Annotated in this window: 23 protein-coding genes; 3 read left to right on the top strand and 20 right to left on the bottom strand. The window is 65.2% G+C overall.

The window, feature by feature from the left end; translation table 11 throughout:
- Positions 1–208: 208 nt before the first annotated feature.
- Positions 209–877 carry an Ig-like domain-containing protein gene (locus QZ269_RS07075; RefSeq protein ID WP_291425758.1) on the bottom strand — a complete coding sequence of 223 codons (669 nt, stop codon included), beginning with the start codon at positions 875–877 and terminating at the stop codon, positions 209–211.
- Between the two features lie 130 nt (positions 878–1,007).
- On the opposite strand from QZ269_RS07075, the gene QZ269_RS07080 reads away from it, so the two are divergent.
- The gene (locus QZ269_RS07080; RefSeq protein WP_291425760.1) at positions 1,008–2,288 is read left to right on the top strand and encodes a pitrilysin family protein; all 1,281 of its coding nucleotides are present in this window, start codon (positions 1,008–1,010) and stop codon (positions 2,286–2,288) included.
- Positions 2,285–3,526, top strand: a complete 1,242-nt coding sequence (locus QZ269_RS07085) for a pitrilysin family protein (protein ID WP_291425762.1) — start codon at positions 2,285–2,287, stop codon at positions 3,524–3,526. Before QZ269_RS07080 ends, QZ269_RS07085 begins: the two co-directional genes overlap by 4 nt.
- A gap of 108 nt (positions 3,527–3,634) precedes the next feature.
- On the opposite strand, the gene cobT is transcribed toward QZ269_RS07085, so the two are convergent.
- Genes cobT through QZ269_RS07120 form a run of 7 tightly spaced genes read right to left on the bottom strand, consistent with a single transcriptional unit; the run spans position 3,635 to position 9,184 of the window.
- Entirely contained in the window at positions 3,635–4,702 is a 1,068-nt protein-coding gene (gene cobT, locus QZ269_RS07090; RefSeq protein ID WP_291425764.1) for a nicotinate-nucleotide--dimethylbenzimidazole phosphoribosyltransferase, read from the bottom strand.
- A gap of 32 nt (positions 4,703–4,734) precedes the next feature.
- Positions 4,735–5,010 (bottom strand): hypothetical protein, encoded by a 276-nt coding sequence (locus QZ269_RS07095; RefSeq protein ID WP_291425766.1) that lies wholly within the window; start codon positions 5,008–5,010, stop codon positions 4,735–4,737.
- A gap of 4 nt (positions 5,011–5,014) precedes the next feature.
- The gene (cobU, locus tag QZ269_RS07100; protein WP_291425768.1) at positions 5,015–5,542 is read right to left on the bottom strand and encodes a bifunctional adenosylcobinamide kinase/adenosylcobinamide-phosphate guanylyltransferase; all 528 of its coding nucleotides are present in this window, start codon (positions 5,540–5,542) and stop codon (positions 5,015–5,017) included.
- Positions 5,542–6,951, bottom strand: a complete 1,410-nt coding sequence (locus QZ269_RS07105) for a cobyric acid synthase (RefSeq protein ID WP_291425770.1) — start codon at positions 6,949–6,951, stop codon at positions 5,542–5,544. The genes cobU and QZ269_RS07105 overlap by 1 nt, the downstream gene beginning before the upstream one ends.
- The gene (locus QZ269_RS07110) at positions 6,944–7,945 is read right to left on the bottom strand and encodes an aminotransferase class I/II-fold pyridoxal phosphate-dependent enzyme (RefSeq protein WP_291425772.1); all 1,002 of its coding nucleotides are present in this window, start codon (positions 7,943–7,945) and stop codon (positions 6,944–6,946) included. The genes QZ269_RS07105 and QZ269_RS07110 overlap by 8 nt, the downstream gene beginning before the upstream one ends.
- Positions 7,938–8,807 (bottom strand): CobD/CbiB family cobalamin biosynthesis protein, encoded by an 870-nt coding sequence (locus QZ269_RS07115; protein ID WP_291425802.1) that lies wholly within the window; start codon positions 8,805–8,807, stop codon positions 7,938–7,940. The genes QZ269_RS07110 and QZ269_RS07115 overlap by 8 nt, the downstream gene beginning before the upstream one ends.
- Positions 8,804–9,184 (bottom strand): RidA family protein, encoded by a 381-nt coding sequence (locus tag QZ269_RS07120; protein WP_291425774.1) that lies wholly within the window; start codon positions 9,182–9,184, stop codon positions 8,804–8,806. The genes QZ269_RS07115 and QZ269_RS07120 overlap by 4 nt, the downstream gene beginning before the upstream one ends.
- Positions 9,185–9,581: 397 nt before the next feature.
- Here QZ269_RS07120 and QZ269_RS07125 point away from each other — a divergent pair, with 397 nt between their 5' ends.
- A complete protein-coding gene (locus tag QZ269_RS07125) occupies positions 9,582–10,523 on the top strand; it encodes an alpha/beta fold hydrolase (protein WP_291425776.1) in 942 nt (313 codons plus the stop codon).
- An 81-nt stretch (positions 10,524–10,604) separates the two neighbouring features.
- On the opposite strand, the gene QZ269_RS07130 is transcribed toward QZ269_RS07125, so the two are convergent.
- The 12 genes from QZ269_RS07130 to QZ269_RS07185 all read right to left on the bottom strand — a co-directional run.
- Entirely contained in the window at positions 10,605–11,981 is a 1,377-nt protein-coding gene (locus QZ269_RS07130; protein ID WP_291425778.1) for a cobyrinate a,c-diamide synthase, read from the bottom strand.
- Between the two features lie 2 nt (positions 11,982–11,983).
- On the bottom strand, positions 11,984–12,607 hold the full coding sequence (gene cobO, locus QZ269_RS07135) for a cob(I)yrinic acid a,c-diamide adenosyltransferase (protein ID WP_291425780.1): 624 nt from the start codon (positions 12,605–12,607) through the stop codon (positions 11,984–11,986).
- On the bottom strand, positions 12,604–13,491 hold the full coding sequence (locus QZ269_RS07140) for an ABC transporter substrate-binding protein (protein WP_291425782.1): 888 nt from the start codon (positions 13,489–13,491) through the stop codon (positions 12,604–12,606). The genes cobO and QZ269_RS07140 overlap by 4 nt, the downstream gene beginning before the upstream one ends.
- Positions 13,492–13,915: 424 nt before the next feature.
- Positions 13,916–14,485 carry a histidine phosphatase family protein gene (locus QZ269_RS07145; RefSeq protein WP_291425784.1) on the bottom strand — a complete coding sequence of 190 codons (570 nt, stop codon included), beginning with the start codon at positions 14,483–14,485 and terminating at the stop codon, positions 13,916–13,918.
- Positions 14,482–15,288 (bottom strand): adenosylcobinamide-GDP ribazoletransferase, encoded by an 807-nt coding sequence (locus QZ269_RS07150; RefSeq protein ID WP_291425786.1) that lies wholly within the window; start codon positions 15,286–15,288, stop codon positions 14,482–14,484. Before QZ269_RS07150 ends, QZ269_RS07145 begins: the two co-directional genes overlap by 4 nt.
- Positions 15,285–15,980, bottom strand: coding sequence for a metal-dependent transcriptional regulator (locus QZ269_RS07155; RefSeq protein WP_291425788.1), 696 nt, complete (start codon positions 15,978–15,980; stop codon positions 15,285–15,287). Before QZ269_RS07155 ends, QZ269_RS07150 begins: the two co-directional genes overlap by 4 nt.
- Before the next feature lie 38 nt (positions 15,981–16,018).
- Entirely contained in the window at positions 16,019–16,840 is an 822-nt protein-coding gene (locus QZ269_RS07160) for an enoyl-CoA hydratase/isomerase family protein (RefSeq protein WP_291425790.1), read from the bottom strand.
- Between the two features lie 45 nt (positions 16,841–16,885).
- Positions 16,886–18,058 carry an MFS transporter gene (locus tag QZ269_RS07165; RefSeq protein WP_291425792.1) on the bottom strand — a complete coding sequence of 391 codons (1,173 nt, stop codon included), beginning with the start codon at positions 18,056–18,058 and terminating at the stop codon, positions 16,886–16,888.
- Complete coding sequence (locus QZ269_RS07170) at positions 18,055–18,648, bottom strand: hypothetical protein (RefSeq protein ID WP_291425793.1); 594 nt, start codon at positions 18,646–18,648, stop codon at positions 18,055–18,057. Before QZ269_RS07170 ends, QZ269_RS07165 begins: the two co-directional genes overlap by 4 nt.
- A 317-nt stretch (positions 18,649–18,965) precedes the next feature.
- The gene (locus QZ269_RS07175) at positions 18,966–20,132 is read right to left on the bottom strand and encodes a branched-chain amino acid ABC transporter substrate-binding protein (protein ID WP_291425795.1); all 1,167 of its coding nucleotides are present in this window, start codon (positions 20,130–20,132) and stop codon (positions 18,966–18,968) included.
- Positions 20,133–20,168: 36 nt separating this feature from the next.
- A complete protein-coding gene (locus QZ269_RS07180) occupies positions 20,169–21,323 on the bottom strand; it encodes a branched-chain amino acid ABC transporter substrate-binding protein (protein WP_291425797.1) in 1,155 nt (384 codons plus the stop codon).
- A 65-nt stretch (positions 21,324–21,388) separates the two neighbouring features.
- On the bottom strand, positions 21,389–21,620 hold a 232-nt coding region (locus QZ269_RS07185; protein WP_291425800.1), incomplete at its 5' end, for a prolyl oligopeptidase family serine peptidase.

Raw genomic sequence — 21,620 nt, forward strand, 5'->3', positions numbered from 1 at the left:
GAGGTCGCTAGGGTAAGCTGCGCGTTCCACCGTTAAAGCCTAAAACATTTCCCATGGTTAGGGCCTCAGACAGCCTCGGAGAACGGCTTTTTCTGTTTCACTTGTTGCAGTCGGCCAAAAGATGGTAAAAAGAGCACCATCTTTTTGCAAAATGCTCTAATCTTGAGATTAATCGAGCGAAGCGAAGATCGTAAAAAGTACGTTGTCCTTAGGGAATATTCACGACGACCTGTTGCGTCTGGGTGGTCTGGTTGCCTGCGGCGTCGGTGGCCGTTACGGTAAGGGTCGAGGTGCCGTTGTAGGCGGCGGTGACCGGTAGGGCTACCGTGCCGCCGGACGTACTGAGGTTGGACAGGGGGACGCTCATACCGTTGGGTAAGGTCAGTGTCCCAGTAAGGGCTACGACACCTACATTGTCACTCGCCGTGACAGTCACGTTGTAGGTTCCAGCCGTGGTGATGGTACTGGGTACGCTGATGGTGACCACTGGCTTGACCGTATCGACCACGATGTTGACATTGACCTGCTGGGTGGCGTCGGTGCTGCGGTTGTTGCTGCTGTCCACGGCAACGGCTTTGACAATATGGGCGCCGTTCTGGCGGGCCTGCCAGGTGTAGGGGGTCTGATAGACGCCGTTCGTAGGCGTGGTCACAGCCTGCACCAGCACGTTATCGACGTAGAAATCGACTTCCTTGACACTCTTGTTGTCACTGGCAGTGGCCTGCAACGTCACCGTTCCCGGCTGAGTGACCGTGCCGCTGATAGTGCTCAGGCTCACGGTGGGGTTGATCGTATCGGTCTGGTTGCCGCTGCTACAGGCACTCAGAATGGCCGACAGCAGGACTATGGGCAGGGTCAGTCTTAAAGTCTTTTTCATAACACTCTCAGCCTAGCCCCTGTACGTCACACAGAGGTAAGCAGCCTACAGAGCATTAAGTTCCGGTCAGGTTGGCGGCGCAGGTGCAACATCACTGCGCGGCCCTGACGCAGTGGCGTACACTCCGCTAATGCTTTGCCAAACGGCAACACTCTGGACATTGGAAGGGGGGCTGCGCGTAGCGTTCGAGCGCCGCCCCGGACCCGGTTTTGCGTTCGACCTGCGCGTGCCGGTGGGCAGCGCCCATGACCCACGCGGCCAGGAAGGTTCGGCGGCGGTGCTCGAAGAGTGGCTCTTCCGGGGGGCAGGCGGGCGAGACTCGCGGCAGTTGCAAGACGCCTTCGACGATCTGGGCGTGCGCCGCAGTGGAGGCGTCGGCCCCGAGGCTACCCGTACTGGGGCCAGTGGCCTGCTGGCCGACCTGCCCGCTGCCCTTGAACTGGTGGCCGATGTCTGGACGCGCCCCGTGCTTCCCCAGAGCGACCTGCCCACCCTGCTTGATCTGGCTCGCCAGGACCTTGAAAGCCTGGACGACAGCCCGACTGATCTGCTGGCCCTGAAGTCCCGCGCCCTGGCGTTTACCCACGCGCCGGGCGATCCAGGTTCAGGCTACGCGCACCCCACCAGCGGCACCCTGGACGGGCTGGCGCAGATCAGCGCGGCCAGTCTGCACAGGCATCTGGAGCAGTATGGGCAGGCGGGCAGCGTGCTGGGCATCGTGGCCGACCTCCCGGAAGAAGACGTGCTGGCCCTCGCCCAGCGCACTTTTGCGGGCTGGCGCAGCGGGCAAGACGTGCAGGTTCCGGCGCGGTTCGCCCCTGGCGGGCGGGCGCACCTGCCGTATCCCGACGGCGAGCAGACTCACCTGACGCTAACGGCCCCCGGAGTGGACCCGCGCAGCCCCGACTGGCTGGCGTGGCAACTGGCCCTCACTGCACTTTCGGGCGGCAGCAGCAGTCGACTGTTTATGGCGGTGCGCGAGGAACGCGGGCTGGCGTATTCGGTCAGCGCCTCGCCTACCGTGCTGGGGGGGCAGGGCTTTCTCAGTGTGTATGCGGGCAGCACGCCCGACCGCGCCCCCGAGACGTTGCAGGTCGTTCGCGCTGAACTGGAGCGCCTGAGCGCGGGCTTAAGCGACGATGAATTTCGCCGTGCCCACGCGGGCCTCAGTGCCAGTGTGGTGTTCGGCGGCGAAAGCCTGCGCGGACGTGCCCATGCCCTGACCCGCGACCTAACCCTGTTCGGACGGGTACGCGGCGTCTCGGGGCTGCGAGCCGAAATCGACGCCCTGACCCCCGGTCAGGTCAATGCCTTTTTAAGGCGGTACACCCCACTTCAAGACGCCACCCAGGTCACGCTGGGGCCAGGGGCAGAACTTCAGTCCCCGCAGCGGCAACAGGTGCAGGCGTGACCCGGCGCGCCCAGCCAGAGGACAGCCCGCCGGAGCACCGCCTACCCAACGGCCTGACCCTGCTGCTCGAAAGCGATCCGGCAGCCCAGACAGTGGCGGCGGGTTACTTCGTGAATACCGGGGCGCGGGACGAGCAGAGCAGCGAAATGGGCGTGAGCCACTTTCTCGAACACCTGATGTTCAAGGGTAGCGAGGCCCTGCCTTCGCAGGCTCTTAATGAGCGGCTGGACGATCTGGGCGGGCAGTCCAACGCCTTTACCAGTGAGGAAGCCACCGTGTATCACGCGGCGGCTTTGCCCGAATGCACGGGCGAGTTGCTTGGCACGCTGACCGAGCTGATGCGCCCGGCCCTGCGCCCCGCTGACATCGAACCCGAGCGGCAGGTCATTCTGGAAGAAATCGCCATGTACGCTGAGCAGCCCAGCGTGCGGGTTATGGACGCGCTGCGGGCCGACTACTGGGGCGCTCATCCGCTGGGGCATCAGGTGCTGGGCACGCCAGAGACAGTTGCGGCGCTGTCACGCGACGTGTTGCGGCGCAACTGGCAGGAGCGTTACGGCGCGGGTCAGGTCACGCTGGCTGTGGTCGGGGCCTTTAATGAGGCTCAGGTGCTGGCCTGGGCCGGGCGCGAACTGGTGTCCTGGGCGGTGGCAGAGGCCAATCCGGTGATTTCGCCTGCGGTGCCTGCCCACCCCGGCACCCTGCGGCGCTTGCTCGATCCGGGGCTGACCCGCGTGCAGGCGGCGTTCGCCACTCCGGGCCTGGGCACGCGCCATCCTCTGCGTGAGGCCGCCGCGATTTTGGCCGACCTGATCGGTGGTGAAAACGGAGCGCTGTACTGGGCGCTGGTCGATACCGGCCTGACCGACAGCGCCGATCTGGTTCACCTCGATTACCGCGATACGGGCGTGTTCGAGGGGGGGTTTTCCTGTGACCCCGAGCGGCTGGAGACGGTGCTGGCTGCCTACCGCAAGGTAATGGCCGGAGCCGAGGCGCTGATCACCGACACCGCCGTGCGCCGCGCCGCCCGCAAGGCCGCCGTGGGCACGCTGCTGCGCGCCGAAGCGCCGCAGGGCCGTCTGTTTACGCTGGGCATGGAGTATCTGGCCGTGGGCGAAGTCCGCACGACCGAGGAACTGGCCGCGCGGTATACCGCCGTGACCGCAGGGCAGGTGCGTGAAGTGCTGCGGCTGTGCCCGCTGAACCTGCTGACGGGCGTGGTGCTGGGGCCAGGCTGATCCGGCCTGGTGGCCCGCCCTGGCTGCCTGCTCTGTCCTCGACCAATTCGCTGGCCGACTCCTGCAAGGATTTTTGCTGACCCCGACTTCTGCGACCGTTTGCCGGATTCAGGCTCCCGGTACGCCCGCCTCGGCGAAGGTCTGCATCTCGCGTAGGGTGGCCGCCGCCGAGAGCAGCAACGGAGCTGCCAGCACGCCGCCGGTGCCCTCGCCCAGCCGCAGGCCGAGTTTGAACATCGGGGTCAATTCCAGGTGCGCCAGTTGCGCTGCGTGGCCGATCTCGGCGCACTCGCCCGCCGCGAACAGGTGGTCGCGCAGGGCCGGGGCCAAGGCCACGCCCACCAGCGCCGCACTGCCCTCTACAAAGCCGTCCAGAATAATGGCCTTACCACTCGCTGCCGCCTGGAGCATCACGCCCAGCATGGCGGCGATCTCGTAGCCCCCAAACTCGGTCAGCACGTCCAGCGGGTCGGTGGTGGCGGTGCGAGCCAGCGCCCCCCGCACCACGGCGACCTTGTGGGCCAGCCGCTCGTCGTCTACGCCCGTGCCGCGCCCGGTCACTTCTGCCGGATCGAGTGTTAGCATTCGCGCAGTAATAGCCGCCGCCGGGGTGGTGTTGCCGATGCCCATTTCGCCGGGAATCAGCAGGTCGGCCCCGTCCTCGATGGCCTGCCGTGCCAGCGCCGCGCCCGCCAGAATCAGCGCCTCTGTTTCCCCGCGCGTCATGGCCGCTTCGGACTTCAGATTGCGCGTTCCCTTGCGGACAGCGGCCTTAATCAGCCGGGGATGGTCGGGCAGGTCGGCATTGACTCCGGCGTCCATCACATACACCCTCGCGCCCACCGTGCGGGCGATGGCGTTGACGGCGGCTCCACCCGGCCCGGCGGGGGTTTCGGCCAAAAAGTTGGCGACCATCGCGGGCGTGACCTCGGGCGGGAAGGCGCTGACGCCGCTTTGTGCCACGCCATGGTCGGCAGCCGCTACGATGACCGCCACCCCCTGCGGATGGGGTTGCTCGTGGCCGAAGACGCCTGCCAGCCGCACCGAAATCTCTTCGAGGTCGCCCAGCGCCCCGGCGGGTTTGGTCAGTTGGGCCTGGCGCTCACGGGCGCGGGACATGGTGGCGGCGTCGGCGGGTTTGATGTTCTGAAGAAGTTCGGACAGCGAGTTGGACATGATGTTCAGGATAGGGCGAAACGCGCGAGGTGCTACAGCACGAAAAGCAGCAGGCCGCCGTCCAGCAGTGCCCGCAACCCCAGATGATGCGCCGTAGTCTTCGGCATCAGCCTGGGCCGGGTCGGGGGCTTGCAGACGTTCGGATTCGCCCTGTGCCTGCGGGCTAGCAGACAGAAAACCATGTCCAGCAGCAGCGCCAGCGGCAACGCGAAGCCCGCCCAGCCGGGGCCGTCTCTAGAAAGCCAGCCCCAGCACAGGCCGCCAACGACGACCAGCGAGAGCGTCAGCAACAGGCCCAGGACGTTCATGGCCCTACTTCAGCTTCAGCGGTATTCCGCTGACCAGCAGGTACGCCTCGTCGCTGGCCCCGGCTACCCGCTGATTGACCCAGCCGAGCACGTCGCGGTAACGCCGCGAGAGGGCGTTGCCGGGCACAATACCCAAGCCCACTTCATTGGTCACGCAGATGGTCGTGCCCGCGCGGTTTCTGGCGACGCTGACCAGTTCGGCGGCGGCGTCCAGCACCTGCCCATCACTGAAGTCGTGGTACATCAGGTTGTTTACCCACACGCTGAGGCAGTCGAGCAGCAGCACGGGCGTCTGCACCTGCTGCGCGGCCTGGGCAACGTTGACAGCTTCCTCGACGGTCAGCCAGTCGGCGGGGCGCTCAGACTGGTGCCGCCCGACGCGGTCTTTCATCTCGTCGTCGAAGGGGACGGCGGTTGCCAGATAGGTGACCGCCTGCGCGGTTTGCCCCTTCCCACTGTGTGCGGCCAGTTGCTCGGCGTAGCTGCTTTTGCCGCTGCGTGCGCCGCCAGTGACAAAAATCAGGCGGCCCATTACAGCCAGCTCCGTATCAGGTTCCAGTCCAGGCTGGCCCTGACCTGCGCGGCGATGGCGTCCAGACGGGCGTCGAGCGAATCCAGGCCAGCGGGTACAGGCAACCCCGCCCAGCCCAGAAACGCTTCCAGATAGGCCGGATTTTCCAGAATGCCGTGAAGGTAGGTGCCGCGCACGTTGCCCTGCCGCCACAGCAGCCCCGGCGCAAGCTCCTGCACGCCTGACCCCTTCGCAGTTTGCCCGTGGTGGATTTCGTAGCCGTCCAGCGTAAAGCCCGTCTCGGCGTCGGTGAAGGTCGTCTGAAGCGTGGTTTTTTCGGGCGCAAATTCGGTTCGCAGGTTGAGTAATCCCAGCCCCGGAACATGGCCGCTACCCTCTACGCCCTGTGGGTCGGAGATTTCGAGTCCCAGCATCTGTAAGCCGCCGCACACGCCCAGCACGGGAATACCCTGCGCGGCGAGGCGCGAAATGGCCCCCGCCAGCCCAGTCGAGCGCAGCCACGCCAAATCCGAGCCGGTGCTTTTGCTGCCGGGCAAAATGACCGCCCGCGCTCCGTCCAGGTCGGCGGGCGTAGACACCCAGCGGGCTACCTCGCCTAGCGGCGCGAACTCGTCGAAGTTGGAGACGCGGGGCAGGCGGGCAATCGCCACAAAACCCGGTGATGAATCGTGGGTGACGACTGATGAAGCCTCCACCGCCACGCCATCTTCCTCGGGCAAAGGGATATTTAGCCAGGGCACCACGCCTACGGTCGGCACACCGGTCTGCTGCTGCAACCACGTGGGCGCGGGCGCAAGCAGCCGCGCGTCTCCGCGAAACCGGTTGAGGATAAAGCCGCGTAGTAGCGCCCTTTCCTCGGGAATCAGGCAGTACCACGTTCCCAGCAGGTGGGCGAATGCGCCGCCCCGGTCAATGTCGGCGGCCAGCAGCACGGCGGCCTGCGCTTCGTGCGCCACCCGCATATTCACGATGTCGGTCTCACGCAAGTTGACCTCGGCGGGGCTGCCTGCGCCCTCAATGACGACCACGTCGAACTCGTGCAGCAGGCTATGCAGAGCGGTCTGGACGTGCGGCCATAGCTGCGGCTTGCGCTCACGCCAGGGCAGCGCAGTCAGCTCGGGGTCGGCGCGTCCCAGCAGCACCACCTGCGAGCGGGTGTCGGCCTCGGGCTTAAGCAGCACGGGATTCATTCGCACGTCGGGTGTGACTCTGGCGGCGCGGGCCTGCACCAGTTGGGCGCGGCCCATCTCTAAACCGTCCGGGGTAACTCCGGCGTTGTTACTCATGTTCTGGGCCTTGAATGGTGCGACCCGCAGCCCCTCGTCGGCCAGGATGCGGCAAAGCGCGGCGCACAGATACGACTTGCCCGCGTTACTGGTGCAGCCCTGAATCATAATGGCTCTACCCATACCACACCTCCCGCAGCGCGGCCATCAGGCGAGCGTCCGCCGCCCCCTGCGTGCTGACCCGGACGCGACCCGGAAAGCCGTAGCTGGCGCAGTCGCGCACCCTGATACCCAGCGCCCATAATTCCCGTGCTACTCGCTGGGCGTCTGCGACTTCCAGCGTCATATAGGGCGTGCCATTATGTTCCACGGGGCCAAATTCGCGCAAAGCTGTGGCTAATGCCAGGGCGCCCCGCCGAACTTGCGGCAGAGTTTCGGCCAGAAAGGTCTGGGCTTCGGGCAACGCGGCCAGGGCCGCCGCCGTTCCCGCCGGAAGGTGCCACGCGGGGGCCAGATTCTCCAGCCGCGCCCCGATTTCTGTGCTGGTGAGCGCGTAGGCGGGTCGCGCCCCGACCAGACCGTGCGCTTTGCCAGGAGAATACAGGGCAATGGATGATGGATGATGGATGATGGGAACCTCAACGAACGGCGCGTAGGCTAAATCCAGTACGAGCAGGGCGTTCGCGGCGGCGCAGGCGTCGGCCAGGGCCTGCACTTCGCCAGCGCTCAGGCTGCGGCCTGTCGGGTTATGCGGTTGCCCGACGTACACCAGCCGGGTGCCCGGCGGCAACTGTGCCGGGAGTTTGTCTACCACGCGGATTTCGGCCCGCTGGAGTTGCGCGGCGCGGCTCAGTTCGCCAAAGGGGGCGTGCAGACTCAGGAGCACCTCCCCAGGAGGCAGAAAGGCGCGGGCGCTGCGGTGAAGCAGGTCGGACGCCCCCACGCTGAGAGTTACATTTTCCGGCTGTACCCCGTGCCAGTCGGCCAGCTTTTGTCGCACGTCCAGATACGCCGGGTCGGGGTAGTGGGCGTGGTCGGCAGTTTTGATGGCGTTTAGCAACACCGGATTTGGGCCGTAAGGATTGCAGTTGACGCTGAAGTCCAGCCCCGTGAACGCGGCAGCCGAGGGGCCGCCGTGTGTGGCGCGGGGCAGCAGGGGGGGGAGCAGGTCAGACATTTAGCACCACCAGCGCCGCCACTGCAACTGCCCGCCACGCCAGCGCCAGCGCCCGCCGCACCTGCGCCGCGTCCGGTTCGCGCCCGGCAGCATTCAGCACATACATGCCGCGCTTGTCGAGTCTCACATCTAAAGCTCCTGCAAAAGCCGCCATCGGATGCCCAGCATTTGGACTGGCCGTGTTACGTCTGTTCCGCGCCCAAACGCGCCAGCCTTTGCCCCGGCTAGCGGCCAGGGTACACAGCGCCGTCAGCCGCGCCGGGGCGAGGTTCAGCAGGTCGTCGGCCCGCGCTGCGGCCTTGCCCGCCCATTCCAGTTCGGGCGTGCGGTAGCCCCACATGGCGTCGGCTGTGTTGGTCAGGCGGTAGGCGGCGGCCAGCCCCAGCCCGCCCACACGGTAAGCCAGCAACGGCGCGACCACGCTGTCCGACAGGTTCTCCGCGAGGCTTTCGATTGCGGCGCCCGCCACCTCCGTAGCGCTCAGTTCGGAGGTTTCCCGGCTGACCAGATGCCAGCTTAGCAGTCGGCGGGCTCCGGGCAGGTCGCCGCGTTCCAGGGCCGTTGCCACCTCGCCCACCGCGTCAAAGAGTGCCTTACGCGCCAGCAGCGGCTTGAGCAGCGTGCCCTGCACCCACCAGGGCAGACCGGACGCCGCGTGCCCTGTGCCCGCCGCCAGCCCAGCGCCCAGTGCCCAGCTCGCCGCGCCTTCGGACAGCTGCCACCGGGGCGTAAGACCTCGCCAGCTTTTCCGCGCCCAGCCCAGGTAATGGCCCATGTAAATCACCGGATGAAAACGGGCCGGGGGTTCGCCCAGTGCGTCCAGAGCAAGGGCCAGGAGAATGACGGAGCGTTTAGAGTTCAGGCCATCACCGCTTCGGCCTCAATTTCTACTAGGTGCAGTGGATCAATAAGAGCAGCGACCTGCACCAGTGTGGCGGCGGGGCGGATGTGCCCAAAAACTTCGCCATGCGCCCGTCCGACTTGCTCCCAGCGCGAAATATCAGTGACATACATACGGGTACGCACCACATGTTCCAACCCAGCCCCAGCCTGAGCTAGAGCTTCAGCAATGATGCCCAGTGCCACGCGGGTTTGCTCGTAGGCGTTGTCTATCCCAACCACCTCCCCTGCTACCGTGGCTGTTGTTCCAGCGACCTGCACGACATTTCCGACCCGCACCGCTCGGGAATATCCGACAGTAGTTTCCCAGGGTGAAGTTCCAGCAACGTTCTGGCGCATGGGATAAGTCTAACGGCGGCCTGCTGCGGCGTGTCAACTCGTATCTGATGAGCGGCCCATCTTTCAGGGCTGGAATAGGTAAGCTCAAGGCATAACAGAGAAACCGGCGGTGACTGAACTCGCCACTTTCGGCAAGACAAAATGACAGCAAGGCAGTTCCGGTTTCGCGGGGGACTGATCTGGGGAAGGCTCACCCGTCTGCTGAGTCGAACGGATAGGCGCGTCAGGTCGGTCGTGGAGACGGCTCGGCTGCGAGGTCAGAATCCTATCTACGTCCTGATTAGTCTCAGCTGCTAATCAGATACAACGAGGCTTAACCACTCTGCCGGGTCTACTCCAGGCTGACAAGTCACCTGCTTGTGCCAAGACTGTCAGTTTAGATCCTTATGCTGCTGTTATGCCAACCTCCTCAAAGTGGACCATCCCAGGAGCCCCTGTCGCTGGCTACGCTTGGGAGGTTGAGCAGCCCGCTGGGATGATCCTGCTCACTCACGCGCTGGCTGAATACGCTTACCGTTACTACGAGCATTACAACGGCCTTATCCCAGCCCTGAACAAGGCGGGGTACAGCGTCTACTCCTTTGACCTACGTGGACACGGCAACTCGCCGGGCGACCCTTATGCCCTGGACGCTACCGAGCAGGTACACGACAACCTAACGGCAAGGTGGGCACTGAAAGCCAAATTTCCTGATCTGCCCCTTTACCTCTTTGCCCATAGCGCTGGCTGCGTCTTTGCCGCGAAGAGTGTTTTCGAGGATCAAAGCGGTTTATCTGGGGTCATCATGACGAGTCCCGGACTGACCGCAGGGCAGAATTTTTCCAAAGTGGTCCAAAGCCTGATTCCAGTTGTCTCTCGCCTTATCCCGAAGGCGAGTGTCACACCGCTCGTCACTGAAGGCCTGACCCGTATTCCCGCAGAATTGGACGCTTACCTGAATGACCCACAAATGCGTATAGGAAACATCTCCATGAAAACGGGCGCCAGCATCCTGAGGACAACGCAGCAGATGATGCCAAGGTACTCGGAATGGGTAGTCCCCACCTTGATTATTTATGGCACCGACGACCGCGTCAGCGATATGCATGGTCTACCCAAGCTGTTCGACTCGATGGGTTCAGCCGATAAGACGATTCACCCGGTTCCCGGCGGATACCACGAGTTGCTCAACGACCTTGACCGCGACAAAGTGCTGTTCCTCATCCTTAACTGGCTAGAAGCTCGCAAGACGACCGCACTCGAAAACGAGATACGACTGAACAGCCAACTCACGGTCGGCAGCAATGAGCAGTTAGAGCGGCTACGCAAACTGAAGGAAAAACGCGGCCTCACTTCCTGATCGCTCCCCCCGAAAGCAAACGGCATTTGAGCCTGGGGTATAACGTCAACGACTCGAAACGGAGACAATTCCACCCTGAGCCTACCCGTTTTGACACCTTTCCACCAGCCGCCGCGCCACCGCCGGAAACCCGCCGTAGTGCAGGTGCAGATAACTTGCCAGCACGTTGCCCTGTGCGTAGCCTTCGAGCACTTCCGCGCCGCCGGGGGCCGCCCAGCGGTAGGCCGGGTGGGTCGGCGCGTGCGTCAGCGTGCTGTAGTGAAATTCGTGCCCGCGAATCGGCGTGCCAGCGGGCAGCAGGGGCGAGTCGGCCAGCGCTTCGGCGTCGCGGTAGCCCAGGCTCAGGCGGCCCGACATGCGGGTGCGGTACGGAATCACGCCGCACATCTCATGCGGTGCGCCGTCCAGGTCTTCCAGCGACTCGCCCAGGTACATCAGGCCGCCGCACTCGCCCACCACCGGGCGGCCCGAGGCGGCAAATTCGCGGATGCTGCGGCGCATGGACTTGTTGGCCGCCAGCGCCGCCGCGTGCGCTTCGGGATAGCCGCCGCCCAGCAGCAAGCCGCCCACACCTGCGGGCAAGTGGGGGTCATTCAGCGGGCTAAATGGAATAAGTTCTGCGCCCGCCAGCCGCAACTCGTCGAGTGCGTCGGGGTAGTAGAAGTGAAAGGCTTCGTCGTGAGCGTAGGCGATTGTGGCGTGACTAGAGGCGGGCACGACCGGACGCTGCTCCGGGGCATGTTCACCTTCCGCCGCCACCACCAACAGGTCGTCTAGCCGCAGATGTTCAGCTGCCTGGAGCGCCGCCGCCTCATCCCAGGTCGCCTGCTCGGCACTCAGAAGCCCCAGGTGGCGTGAGGGCAAATGCAGCGCCTCGCCCCGCAGCACAAAGCCCAGCACCGGCAGCCCGACCTGCGCCAGCGCCGTTTCGCACAGTTCGGCGTGCCGGACACTGCCCACCCGGTTCAGAATCACGCCCGCCACCCGGCTGCCCTGCCCAAAGTCGCGCAACCCAGAGTCGCGCAACCCAAAGTCGCGCAGCCCCGCCGCGACCGCCGCCACGGTGCGGGCCATGCCGTGCGCGTCGATCACCAGCACCACTGGGGCACCCAGCAGCCGCGCAAGGTCGGCGGTGGAATGTTCGTCACTGGCTGGGTCGCGTCCGTCATATAGTCCCATGACGCCCTCGATGATGCACAGGTCGGCGCTGTGGGCCGCGCGGGTGAACAGTTCGCGCACCCGCTCTGGTGGCAGCAAAAAGCTGTCCAGATTGCGGGCAGGCTGCCCCGCCGCGCGGCTCAGGTGGGTGGGGTCGAGGTAATCCGGCCCCAACTTGAACGGCTGTACCCGCAGCCCGCGTGCCCGGAACGCGAGGCACAGCAGCGCGGCCACCGTGGTTTTGCCGCTGCCCGAATGCGGCGCGGCCAGCACGAAACGGCGCATTGTCCCCGGCGTCATCTCTAGTGCTCGATGCCCGCCTGCGCCCCGATTCCGGCAGCGTAGGCGTGTTTGACGGCGGTTATTTCGCTGACGGTGTCGGCCAGTTCGATCAGCTCGGGCAGGGCGTAGCGCCCGGTAACGACCACGTGCAGGTCGGGGTTTCTGGCCTTTAGCACGGCCTCGACCTCGGGCCAGGGCACCCAACCGTGCTTGAGGGGATACGTGAACTCGTCGAGCACGATCAGGTCGTAGTCACCCGATTCGATGGCGGCGCGGGCCAGCGCCCAGCCGTGCGCGGCCAGTTCTGCCGAGGTTTCGAGGTCGCGTGAGCGCCAAGTGAAGCCGTCGCCCAGACCTGCGTAGGGCACGCCCAGCGCGTCGAGGGCGCGGTGCTCACCGAATTTGGCGTTCTCGTGCTTGATGAACTGAAACAGTTGGGTGCGTAGACCCCGCCCGTGCGCCCGCAGCATCAGCCCCAGCGCGGCTGTAGTTTTGCCCTTGCCGTTGCCCGTGTTCACAATCAGCAGCCCGCGCCGCCCCCGGCTGAGGCCCCCGGCTTTTTTGTGGTTTTCGCGCTGCTCGGCCAGCTCCCGCATGGCGGTTTCGCGGCGCTGGCGGGTAAGTTCGTCGGTGTGTTCGCTCATTTCAGGGCCTCAGGATGAATCATACGAATCAGTGTTCGCAGGGCCTGCGGCAGACGCGGCCCAGGACGCACGATGGCGTCGTTTTCTTCGCTGCTGGCCTTGTAGACCCGGCCCGTTTTTACGGCGCTGATATTGCTCCAACCGGGGCGTTTTTTCGCCTCGTCCAGCGTCAGCCCAATAATGACCTGCGGGTTGGCCTTGACGATCAGCTCGGGGTCGATTTTCGGAAAGTCGCCCAGTTTGGCCGGAACAATCGTCTGCCCGCCCGCCTTTTGCAGCAGCACGCCGATAAACGAATTTGGCCCCACCGAGTACGGGGCCGGGTCGACCTCGTAGTACACGCTGATTTTGGGCCTGCCGATCACCGATTTTTGCAGCGTGCCCAGCTCGGAGCGCATGGACGTGATCAGGCGCGTGGCCCAGGTGTCGTGGTTGGTCAGCTTGCCCAGCATCGCAATTTTGCTAAACACGTCGTTGTAGGTCTGGGCGCTGCCTCCGTAGACCGTCAGGCCCGCTGCTTCCAGCTTCCCCGTCAGTTTAGACGTTCTGGAATCGTCGGCCAGCACCAGATCGGGCTTTAGGGCCAGAATGCTTTCCAGGTCGGGCTGAAAGGCCGTGCCGACCCTGGGCAGTCTGGCGGCGGCGCTGGGCGCGTTGCTGAATCTATCTACCGCGACCACCTGGCGGCCTGCACCGATGGCAAACAGGGTTTCGGTGTGTGAGGGCAGCATGGCAATGATTTTTTTCGGTTCGCTGTTCAGGGTGATCTGGCGGCCTAGGTCGTCGGTGACGGTCAGCGGGTACCGGGCGGCGGTGGCCTGCGAAACGCTGGTGAGAGCGGCAAGAACAAGTAGTGGCTGAACAAGTAGTGGATTAAGGCGCATAAGTAGCTCCGGCGTGCAAAAAAGGAAGGCTCGGTCAGCGGGCGCACGGTCAAAAAAACCCGCTTCCGGCCTGGGGCCAGCGCAGGCGGCGCGCGCTTTTTATGCACTCGGCGTGCCCTCATGCCTGGCCCTGTTGTTCAGCGAGAGGTGCGGCCCCGCCCAGACACAGGCAGGGCCGCGTTCCTGAGAGGCATTCGGGACTGACCAGCGCATATAGGCCGCCCTACCGCCGCGCACCAGTGCTGGAAGCCCAGTGCCATGATCCCAGTGCCGGAATCTCCTACTGGGTTTCCCCAGACTCAGGTCAAGCCAGGGTAGCACCTGTGCCCGGCGTGGCCCAGCCCCAGCTCAGCCCTGTGCAGTGCTACACAGTGCAGTTCTACACAGTGCAGCCCTGTCCAGGCTCATTGGACAATCCAGCTGCCTATTGCGGCTGCCCCAGCCCCGCCAGCGTCCACTCGCCTTCCGTCCGCCGGAGGGTCACCACGGTGCAGGGCGGGGTTTCGGCGGCCCTGGTGCCCACCGTTAGGCGCAGCGCGGCGTGCAGCGGCCCGGCGTGCGTAAAGGCCACGATCTCGTGGTCACCGGGCAGTTCACGTAGCCACTGGTCTACGCGCTGGTGAAAGGCTTTCCCCGTTTCGCCACCGGGCGGCCCGAATTCTAGCGTGGGATTCGACAGCGCCCGTGTCCAGTGCCACGGCAAGTTGGCGTAGGTGCGCTCCAACTCGGTCCAGGTGCGCCCAGCCATCACACCAAAGTTGACTTCAGCGAGCGCTGGAGTAGGCGTGGCAGCCGGAAACCCGGCCAGCAGCGCGGTCTGCCTTGCCCGCCGACTGGGTGAACTGAAAGCCACGGCTCCGGGTGGCAGTTTTAGGGCGCGGGCCAGGGCTTCGCCCCGTGGGGCCAGGGGCGCGTCTTCGCCGGGCAGGGGATAACGGCGCTCGGCATTGGACGCGGTCGGCGCGTGGCGCACCAGATGCAGCGTCAGCGTCACGCCGCTCCCCCAGTAGGCAGGCCCCAGGCCAGGGCACACAGCGCGGCAAGTTCGGTCACAGTGACGATCATGCCGTATGTGTCCCCATTTAGACCACCTCCCAGGCGGGCGGCGGCAAAGCGGGCCAGCAGCAACACTGTGACCAACGCCGCCAGCCACGCGGCCCAGGCACCCGGCAGCAGCAACGTGGGCAGGGCCAGCACCAGCGCCACCAGCGCCTCGCGCTTGCCCCCGCGTGAACTGGCTCCCAGTGATGTGGTTCCGGGTGAGGCGGTTCCCGCTAAGGCCATTTCCGGCGAAGCCCGTCGCGCCGCCGGATACAGCTGCATGGGCAGCAGCAGTAAGGTGCGCCCCGCCACTGCCGCGATCAGGGGCGCGAACGTGGGCAGCGGCGCACTCAGCAGGCTCCAGAAGGTCAGCAGCGTCAGCGTACCCGTCGCCAGCCCGAAAGCCCCGACATGAACGTCACGCAAAATATCCAGCCGCTGTTCGGGGGACTTCATGGCGAACAGGGCGTCGGCACTGTCCACCAGGCCGTCGAAATGCAGCATCCCTGTCAGCAGTAGCCAGCCGCCCAGCGCCAGCGCCCCGTGAACCCCGGCGGGCAGTGGGAGTGGCAGCCACAGCGCCAGCGACACCAGCCCCCCCACCGCGTACCCGGCCAGCGGATAGTACCCACTGGCGCGGGCAAAGTCTCCGCCGCGCAGTTGCGGCAGGTGGGGCAGTGGCAGCGTGGTCAGAAAGGTCAGGGCCAGCCACGCGGCGCGGAGTTCGCCGCGCCAGTCGGGGCGGGGCGGGGTCAAACCGCTGACTCGGGCGCGTCCGTACTGGCCGCCGCCGAATCGATCTGCACCTGCGCCGACACGGTGAGCGAAAGCGTCAGCGGGTGGTAGTCCACCTGCACGGTCAGGGTGCCTAGCGCCGTGTCTACACTCAGCACCCGCAGCGGCGTACCGGGGGTCAGCCCGGCGGCCATCAGTGCCCGCAGTTGCACCAGATCGGCGTCGGGCACGCGCACCACTCGGCCACTGTCGCCCACCGCCAGTTGTGAGAGCCGCCGCTCGGCGCGCACAGGTAGCTCGCCGTCTATGGTCGGAATCGGGTCGCCGTGCGGGTCGTGGGTCGGGTCGCCCAGCCACGCGGCGATGCGGGCTTCTAGCTTCTCACTCAGGGCATGTTCGAGCCGCTCGGCTTCCTCGTGAACCTCGTCCAGCGGCACTCCCAGGGCGCGGTGCAAGAACAGTTCCAGCAGGCGGTGGTGGCGCACGACTTCCAGCGCAACCTGCTCGCCCTGGGCCGTCAGTTGCGCCCCCTGGTACGGCACATGTGACACCAGCCCCTGCTCGGTCAGCTTACGCAGCATCCCGGTCACGCTGGCGGGGGCCACCTCCAGGGCGTCGGCCAGGGCCTGGGTGCTGACCTTACCGCTTTGCCCCAGCACATAAAGGTGCTTGAGATAATCCTCGGCAGAAGGCGAAAGCGTGCGCGCAGTCATTTCGTTCCAGTTTACCCGAACAGGGAAAAGACTGGCCCTCAGAGCGGCGCGTCGTCTGCGAACCTCGGCGCCCGCTTCTCGCGTTTTGCGGCCAGCCCCTCGTGAATATCCGGCCCGGTGAACCCCAGGAATTCCAGCGCCAGCGACGCATCAAAGGTCGGCCCCATCGCCCGCAGCCAGTTGTTCAGGGCGTATTTGGTCCAGCGCACGGCGCTCGGGCTGCCCGCCGCCAGTTTGCGGGCCACCGTCCAGGCGCGTTCCAGCAGTTCCTCGTCAGGCACGCATAGGCTGACCAGTCCGATGCGCTCGGCTTCCTCGCCAGTCACGGGTTCGCCGGTCAGCAGGTGGTATTTGGCCTTGTTCAGCCCGCACAGCAGCGGCCAGATGATCGCGGCGTGATCGCCCGCCGCCACGCCCAGTTGCACGTGTCCGTCGAGAATCCTGGCACTGCGGGCGGCGATGCTCACGTCGGAAAGCAGCGCCACGGCCAGCCCTGCCCCCACGCAGGGGCCATGAATGGCGCTGACGATGGGCTTGCCACAGTTGATGACGTTGTACACGAGGTCGCGGGCTTCCTTCCAGACCCGCGTGAGGGCCGTGAAATCGGCGGCCATCTCCTCGATCAGTTCAAAGTCGCCCCCCGAGGAAAAGCCGCGCCCCTCGCCCCGGATCAGCACGCAGCGCACGCCCGCCGCCGCGTCTATGTCGCGCCAGATACCAGCTAGTGACTGGTGTCCGCGCTGATCCACGCTGTTGAGGGTCTGCTGGTTATCGATGACGATTTCCAGAATCCCATCGTCATGCAGGGTAACCTTCAGGCCCGGATACGCCCCCGGCTCCGTAAGCTGCTGGTGGTTCATGCCTGCACGTTAGCATCCTGTTCCTCTACCCTGGTGCGGCGCGGTTCAGACCGATTTGACCTGCCGCCACCCCAGCGTACCGATCATGCCCGCCAGCACCATGCTGCCGACCACCAGCCAAACCACGGCGGGCCAGCCGCCAGCCTCGTAGACGTGTCCCGAAACTACACTGGAGACGGCGGCGCCGCTGTAGTAGGCGAGGTGATACAGGCCCGTCGCCAGGCTGCGGGCCTGTGTCACACTGCGCTGCACGGCGGCCAGCGCTGCCGACTGCGACAGGAACACCCCGCACGCCCCCGCCGCCACCCCGGCGATAACCAGGGGAAGCGGGGCCGCCAGCGTCAGCAGCAGCCCCAGCACGCTGGCGGTCACGGCGCTCAGCAGGGCCACACGCGGGCCACGCGCCGCCAGCAGTGGGCCAGCGCTCGGCGTAACGACCACACCCAGCAGGTAGACGGCGAACATTAGCCCGGTCTGGGCGGTGTTCAGGTGATACGGCGCGTCAGCCAGCCGCAGCGTCAGCGTGTTGAACACCCCCACCAGCGTAAACAAGATCAAAAATCCCACCCCGCAGGTGGCGAGCAGTCCCCGGTTGCGGCCATGGTCTTGCAGGTGTCCCAAGATGGCCCGTGGACTGCTGCTGGGATAAAAAGCGTGCTCCTGCGGCAGCTGCCGCGCCAGAAAAAACCCGGCCAGTGAGGACAGGGCCAGCATCCAGAACGCGCCGTGCCAGCTGCTCCAGTGGGCGACCAGCCCGGCCAGAAAGCGCCCCAGAAAGCCGCCCAGCACCGTGCCCGTGACGTAGGAGGTCAGCGCCCGCGCCCTCCCGGTCAGCGGCACCTCCTCGGCGACGTAGGCGTTCAGCGCGACCATCACGCCCGGAATGAACAGACCCTGCAAAAAGCGCACGGCGGTGAGCCACGGCAGGTTGTGGGCGAACACTGCCAGCACCGCCGGAAGGCTCAGTAGCGCGAAGGCCCAGATCACCGTGCGCCGCCGCCCCACCGCGTCGGCCAGCACCCCGACCAGCGGCGAGGCCAGCGCCATGGCTAGCATGGTGGCCCCGATGACCGCGCCGACCTGGGCCGCGCCCGCGTGAAATTCGCGTGCCAGCAGCGGCAACAGGCTCTGGGGCGCGTACACGTTCAGAAAGACCAGAGTGCCCAGCGCCGCGAACAGTAGGGGCCGGTAGACCGCCGCGTTCTGCGTGTCGGTCATTCGGGCAGCCCGACCAGTCCCGTATGGTTGACCAGCGCGGTCTGCACGCCGTATTCGCGGGCCAGGGCCGCGTCGGGCTGCCCAGGTGGGCCAGCCAGCAGCAGGGTAGGCCGCGCCTCGATTCCGATTCCCCCGGTGTTATCCAGCCGCGCCAGCACCTGCTCGAAGCTCCAGTCGCGGCCCCACAGCCGTTTGACCGCGTGCAGGGCAGCGGTGCCGGGCGGAATGACGTGGGCGGCTTCCTCGGCGTACCGCGTGCCGGGGCGGCGGGCATGCACGGTGCCGGTATTCAGCCCGGCATTCCCCAGCGCCCGGTAGAACAGCTGCACGGCGTCGTTTATCAGCACGCTAGTTCGCACCAGCTGTTGCGCCTGCTCGCACAGCCCTTCCAGCGTGTCCTCGTTGATGCGGGCCGGGTTGATTCCGGAAAACAGCCGCCCAAGTTGCTCGGGCAGGTTGAAATTGAGGTAATACGCTTCCTCGAAAGCAGCCGGAACTAACATGCCATGTGCGCCGTGAGCGGCCAGCTGCGCGAGTTCCGCCCCCACCTCCGGCTCGGGACGGCGGGCCGCTTCCGCAAACGTCAACATGCGGGCAGGCTAGCGCGTCTGTGGCCCGGGGAGTCCGGCAAAAGCAAACAAGAGTTCCTTAACGAAACAGACGGCAGCCCGTGTAGGCGCGGAGGGCTGTGGACAGCCTGTGTACCGCCGCCGTTTTGTCCAGGACGGCGGGCGCTACCCATAAGGAAAAACCCCTGCCAGCGTGGGCGGGGGCTTATCGGGACTTGCCGAGTGGAACGAGTGAAAAAGAAAGAGCAGGACGTAGCATGAAGGGGAGGGCGGTGTTGTTCCGACGTGCCCATCATCCGGAGAACTGCTCTAAATGAAGTCCTCTGGAGCAGTTGGCTTTACTTGCGAATCACGTTCAGCGTTCCGGCGGTCGAACGCACCCCGTTTTTCACGGCGATCACGTACATTTTGGCGCTCTTACGGTCGCCATTTCTGTCGAAGGCCACCTCGCCGGTGACCAGGTTCTTGAAGGTGCCGCTGCGCACGCTGGTTTCGACCTGGGCGCGGGTCGGGGCCTTGTTGCCGTTGGCCCGGGCTGCGTTCAACATGCCCTGCAACACAACTTTTGCAGCGTCGTAGCTCATAATGCCGAAGCCCTGGATTTCGCTGCCAAAGGTCTTTTGGTAGCTGGCGGCCAGTGCTTTGGCCGTCGGCGCGGCGTCGAGCGGCGGGGCGACCGTCGTGAAGAAGATGTTGTTGGCTCCTGTGTCTGCCAGCTTGATCATGTCGTCGCTGTCAAAACCGTCGCCGCCTACCAGCGGAATGGTCACGCCCTTGTCGCGCAGCTGCTTGGCGAGGGGGCCTGCCTGCCCGTAGATGCCCCCGAAGTAGAGCGCGTCGGGCTTGAGCGTCTGAATCTTGGTGATAAGGGCCGTGAAGTCGCGTTCGGCGCTATCGATCCCCTCAGACTGCACGATGGTGGCTCCAGCGGCCTTCATGGTCTTTTCGGCCTCGTCGGCCAGACCCTGCCCGTAAGGGGTCTTGTCGTTCAGCACGTACACCTTTTTGGCCTTCAGGTTCTTGACCACGAAGTCGCCCCCGGCTGGCCCCTGGGCGTCGTCACGGGCGCACACGCGGTTCATGTTCTTCAGTCCACGGTCGGTGACTTTGCCCGCCGTGTTCGAGGGGCTGATCATGACCACGTGACTGGGAGCAAGCGCTGCACTGGCCGGAATCGAAACCCCGCTTTGCAGCGCCCCGATCACGCCGAGTACGGTCTTGTCGGCAGCCACGCGGCGGGCCTGGGCCGTACCGGTGGCGGGGTCGCCCTGGTCGTCGTAGCCCACCAGCGACAGGTTCATGCCCAGCTTGGCAAATTCGGGCTTCATCTCGTTGACGGCCAACTGCACGCTGTTTTTAATCTGGATGCCCAGGTTGCTGTTCTGGCCCGAGAGCGGCGTGATGGTGGCGATCTTGACGCTGGTGGCCGCCTGAGCGCTTCCCAGAGTCAGGCTGGTCAGGACGGCGAGAGGCAGGGTAATGTTAGATACGGTTCCTTTTTTCATAAATCCTCCGGGGAAAAAGACGTGAGAGATCAGCGATTACTTGCGGATAACATTGACGGAACTGGCCATGCTGCGCTTGCCGTTCTTGATGGCGAACACGTACAGCTTAGTGTTCATGCGGTCGCCGTTCTTATCGAATTTAACGTCACCGGTGGTGAGGCCGGTGTAGCTGCTACTGCGGACACTGGTTTCGACCTGGGCGCGGGTCGGCACCTTGTTGCCCGCCAGTTTGGAAGCGTTCAGGATGCCCTGAAGCAGCACCCTGGTCGCGTCGTAAGACATGACGCCGAAGCCCTGGATATTGGTGCCGAAGGTCTTCTGGAAGTTGGTCGCCAGCGTTTTGGCCGCAGGCACGGCGCTGGGCAAGGGCGCGATGCTCGTGAAGTAGATGTCGTTCGCACCGGTTCCAGCCAGTTTTTCGAGGTCTTCGCTGTCGTAGCCGTCGCCGCCGACAATCGGGGTGGCGATGCCCTTGTCGCGCAGCTGCTTGGCGAACAGCGCCACCTGGCCGTACATGCCCCCGAAGTAAATGGCGTCCGGTTTAAGGGTCTGAATCTTGGTGACCAGCGCCGTGAAGTCGCGCTCGTCGGCCCCCACGCCTTCGCTCTGCACGATGTTCGCGCCCGCTGCCTTGAGGGTCTTCTCGGCCTGGTCAGACAGGCCCTGGCCGTAGGGGGTCTTGTCGTTGAGCACGTAAACCTTCTTGGCTCCCAGCGTCTTGAGCACGAATTCGGCCCCCGCAGGCCCCTGGGCGTCGTTACGGGCGCAGATGCGGTTGACGTTTTTCAGGCCCCGGTCAGTGACTGCTTCACTTACGTTCAGCGGGCTGACCACCGTGACGTGGCTGGGGGCCAGGGCGGCGCTGGCCGGAATAACCACGCCGCTGTTCACCGTGCCGACCAGACCCAGAATCAGTTTGTCGGCGGCGATGCGGCGGGCGGCGGCGGTGCCGGTGGCGGGGTCGGCCTGGTCGTCATAGGCGGTCAGCGAGAGGGTCATGCCCGCTTTGGCAAACGTTGCCTTCATCTCGTTGACGGCCAGCTGAGCGCCGTTTTTAACCTGCGCCCCCATGTTGCTGTTGCTGCCCGACAGCGGGCTGAGGGTGGCGATTTTGACCGAGGTGGCGGCCTGCGCCGAGTGGCCCAGGGCCAGGGCCGCAAACACCGAAAGGGAAAGTGCTGTTTTCTTCATAGGTTCTCCAGAACTGGAACTGAACGGTGTAGATGTTAGACGCAACCTTATCAAGTCCGCAAAACTCACATCAGCGCTCGGTCGGCATCGTCAGACAGCCAGCGCCCCAGCCAGTTCAGGTACTCGCGCAGCCGGGTCAGGCGGCGATCCGGGCGCCCCGAGCGCGAAAGCTCGTGGTTTTCGCCGGGAAAGCGCACGAAGCGCACAGCCACGTCATGCAGGTGCAGCGCGGCGTACCACTGCTCGGCCTGCTCGATGGGGCAGCGGTGATCCAGCACGCTGTGCACGATCTGGGTG

This window comes from Deinococcus sp. (genome assembly GCF_018260405.1).
Classification (GTDB): Bacteria; Deinococcota; Deinococci; order Deinococcales; family Deinococcaceae; genus Deinococcus.

Coding starts and splice junctions, on each gene's coding strand:
- QZ269_RS07175 (WP_291425795.1), bottom strand. CDS start 20,132: ATGAAAAAAGGAACCGTATCTAACATTACCCTGCCTCTCGCCGTCCTG.
- QZ269_RS07130 (WP_291425778.1), bottom strand. CDS start 11,981: ATGACGCCGGGGACAATGCGCCGTTTCGTGCTGGCCGCGCCGCATTCG.
- QZ269_RS07165 (WP_291425792.1), bottom strand. CDS start 18,058: ATGACCGACACGCAGAACGCGGCGGTCTACCGGCCCCTACTGTTCGCG.
- cobT (WP_291425764.1), bottom strand. CDS start 4,702: ATGTCCAACTCGCTGTCCGAACTTCTTCAGAACATCAAACCCGCCGAC.
- QZ269_RS07105 (WP_291425770.1), bottom strand. CDS start 6,951: ATGGGTAGAGCCATTATGATTCAGGGCTGCACCAGTAACGCGGGCAAG.
- QZ269_RS07095 (WP_291425766.1), bottom strand. CDS start 5,010: ATGAACGTCCTGGGCCTGTTGCTGACGCTCTCGCTGGTCGTCGTTGGC.
- cobO (WP_291425780.1), bottom strand. CDS start 12,607: ATGAGCGAACACACCGACGAACTTACCCGCCAGCGCCGCGAAACCGCC.
- QZ269_RS07160 (WP_291425790.1), bottom strand. CDS start 16,840: ATGAACCACCAGCAGCTTACGGAGCCGGGGGCGTATCCGGGCCTGAAG.
- QZ269_RS07155 (WP_291425788.1), bottom strand. CDS start 15,980: ATGACTGCGCGCACGCTTTCGCCTTCTGCCGAGGATTATCTCAAGCAC.
- QZ269_RS07180 (WP_291425797.1), bottom strand. CDS start 21,323: ATGAAGAAAACAGCACTTTCCCTTTCGGTGTTTGCGGCCCTGGCCCTG.
- QZ269_RS07140 (WP_291425782.1), bottom strand. CDS start 13,491: ATGCGCCTTAATCCACTACTTGTTCAGCCACTACTTGTTCTTGCCGCT.
- QZ269_RS07120 (WP_291425774.1), bottom strand. CDS start 9,184: ATGCGCCAGAACGTTGCTGGAACTTCACCCTGGGAAACTACTGTCGGA.
- QZ269_RS07170 (WP_291425793.1), bottom strand. CDS start 18,648: ATGTTGACGTTTGCGGAAGCGGCCCGCCGTCCCGAGCCGGAGGTGGGG.
- QZ269_RS07075 (WP_291425758.1), bottom strand. CDS start 877: ATGAAAAAGACTTTAAGACTGACCCTGCCCATAGTCCTGCTGTCGGCC.
- QZ269_RS07125 (WP_291425776.1), top strand. CDS start 9,582: ATGCCAACCTCCTCAAAGTGGACCATCCCAGGAGCCCCTGTCGCTGGC.
- QZ269_RS07110 (WP_291425772.1), bottom strand. CDS start 7,945: ATGTCTGACCTGCTCCCCCCCCTGCTGCCCCGCGCCACACACGGCGGC.
- cobU (WP_291425768.1), bottom strand. CDS start 5,542: ATGGGCCGCCTGATTTTTGTCACTGGCGGCGCACGCAGCGGCAAAAGC.
- QZ269_RS07080 (WP_291425760.1), top strand. CDS start 1,008: ATGCTTTGCCAAACGGCAACACTCTGGACATTGGAAGGGGGGCTGCGC.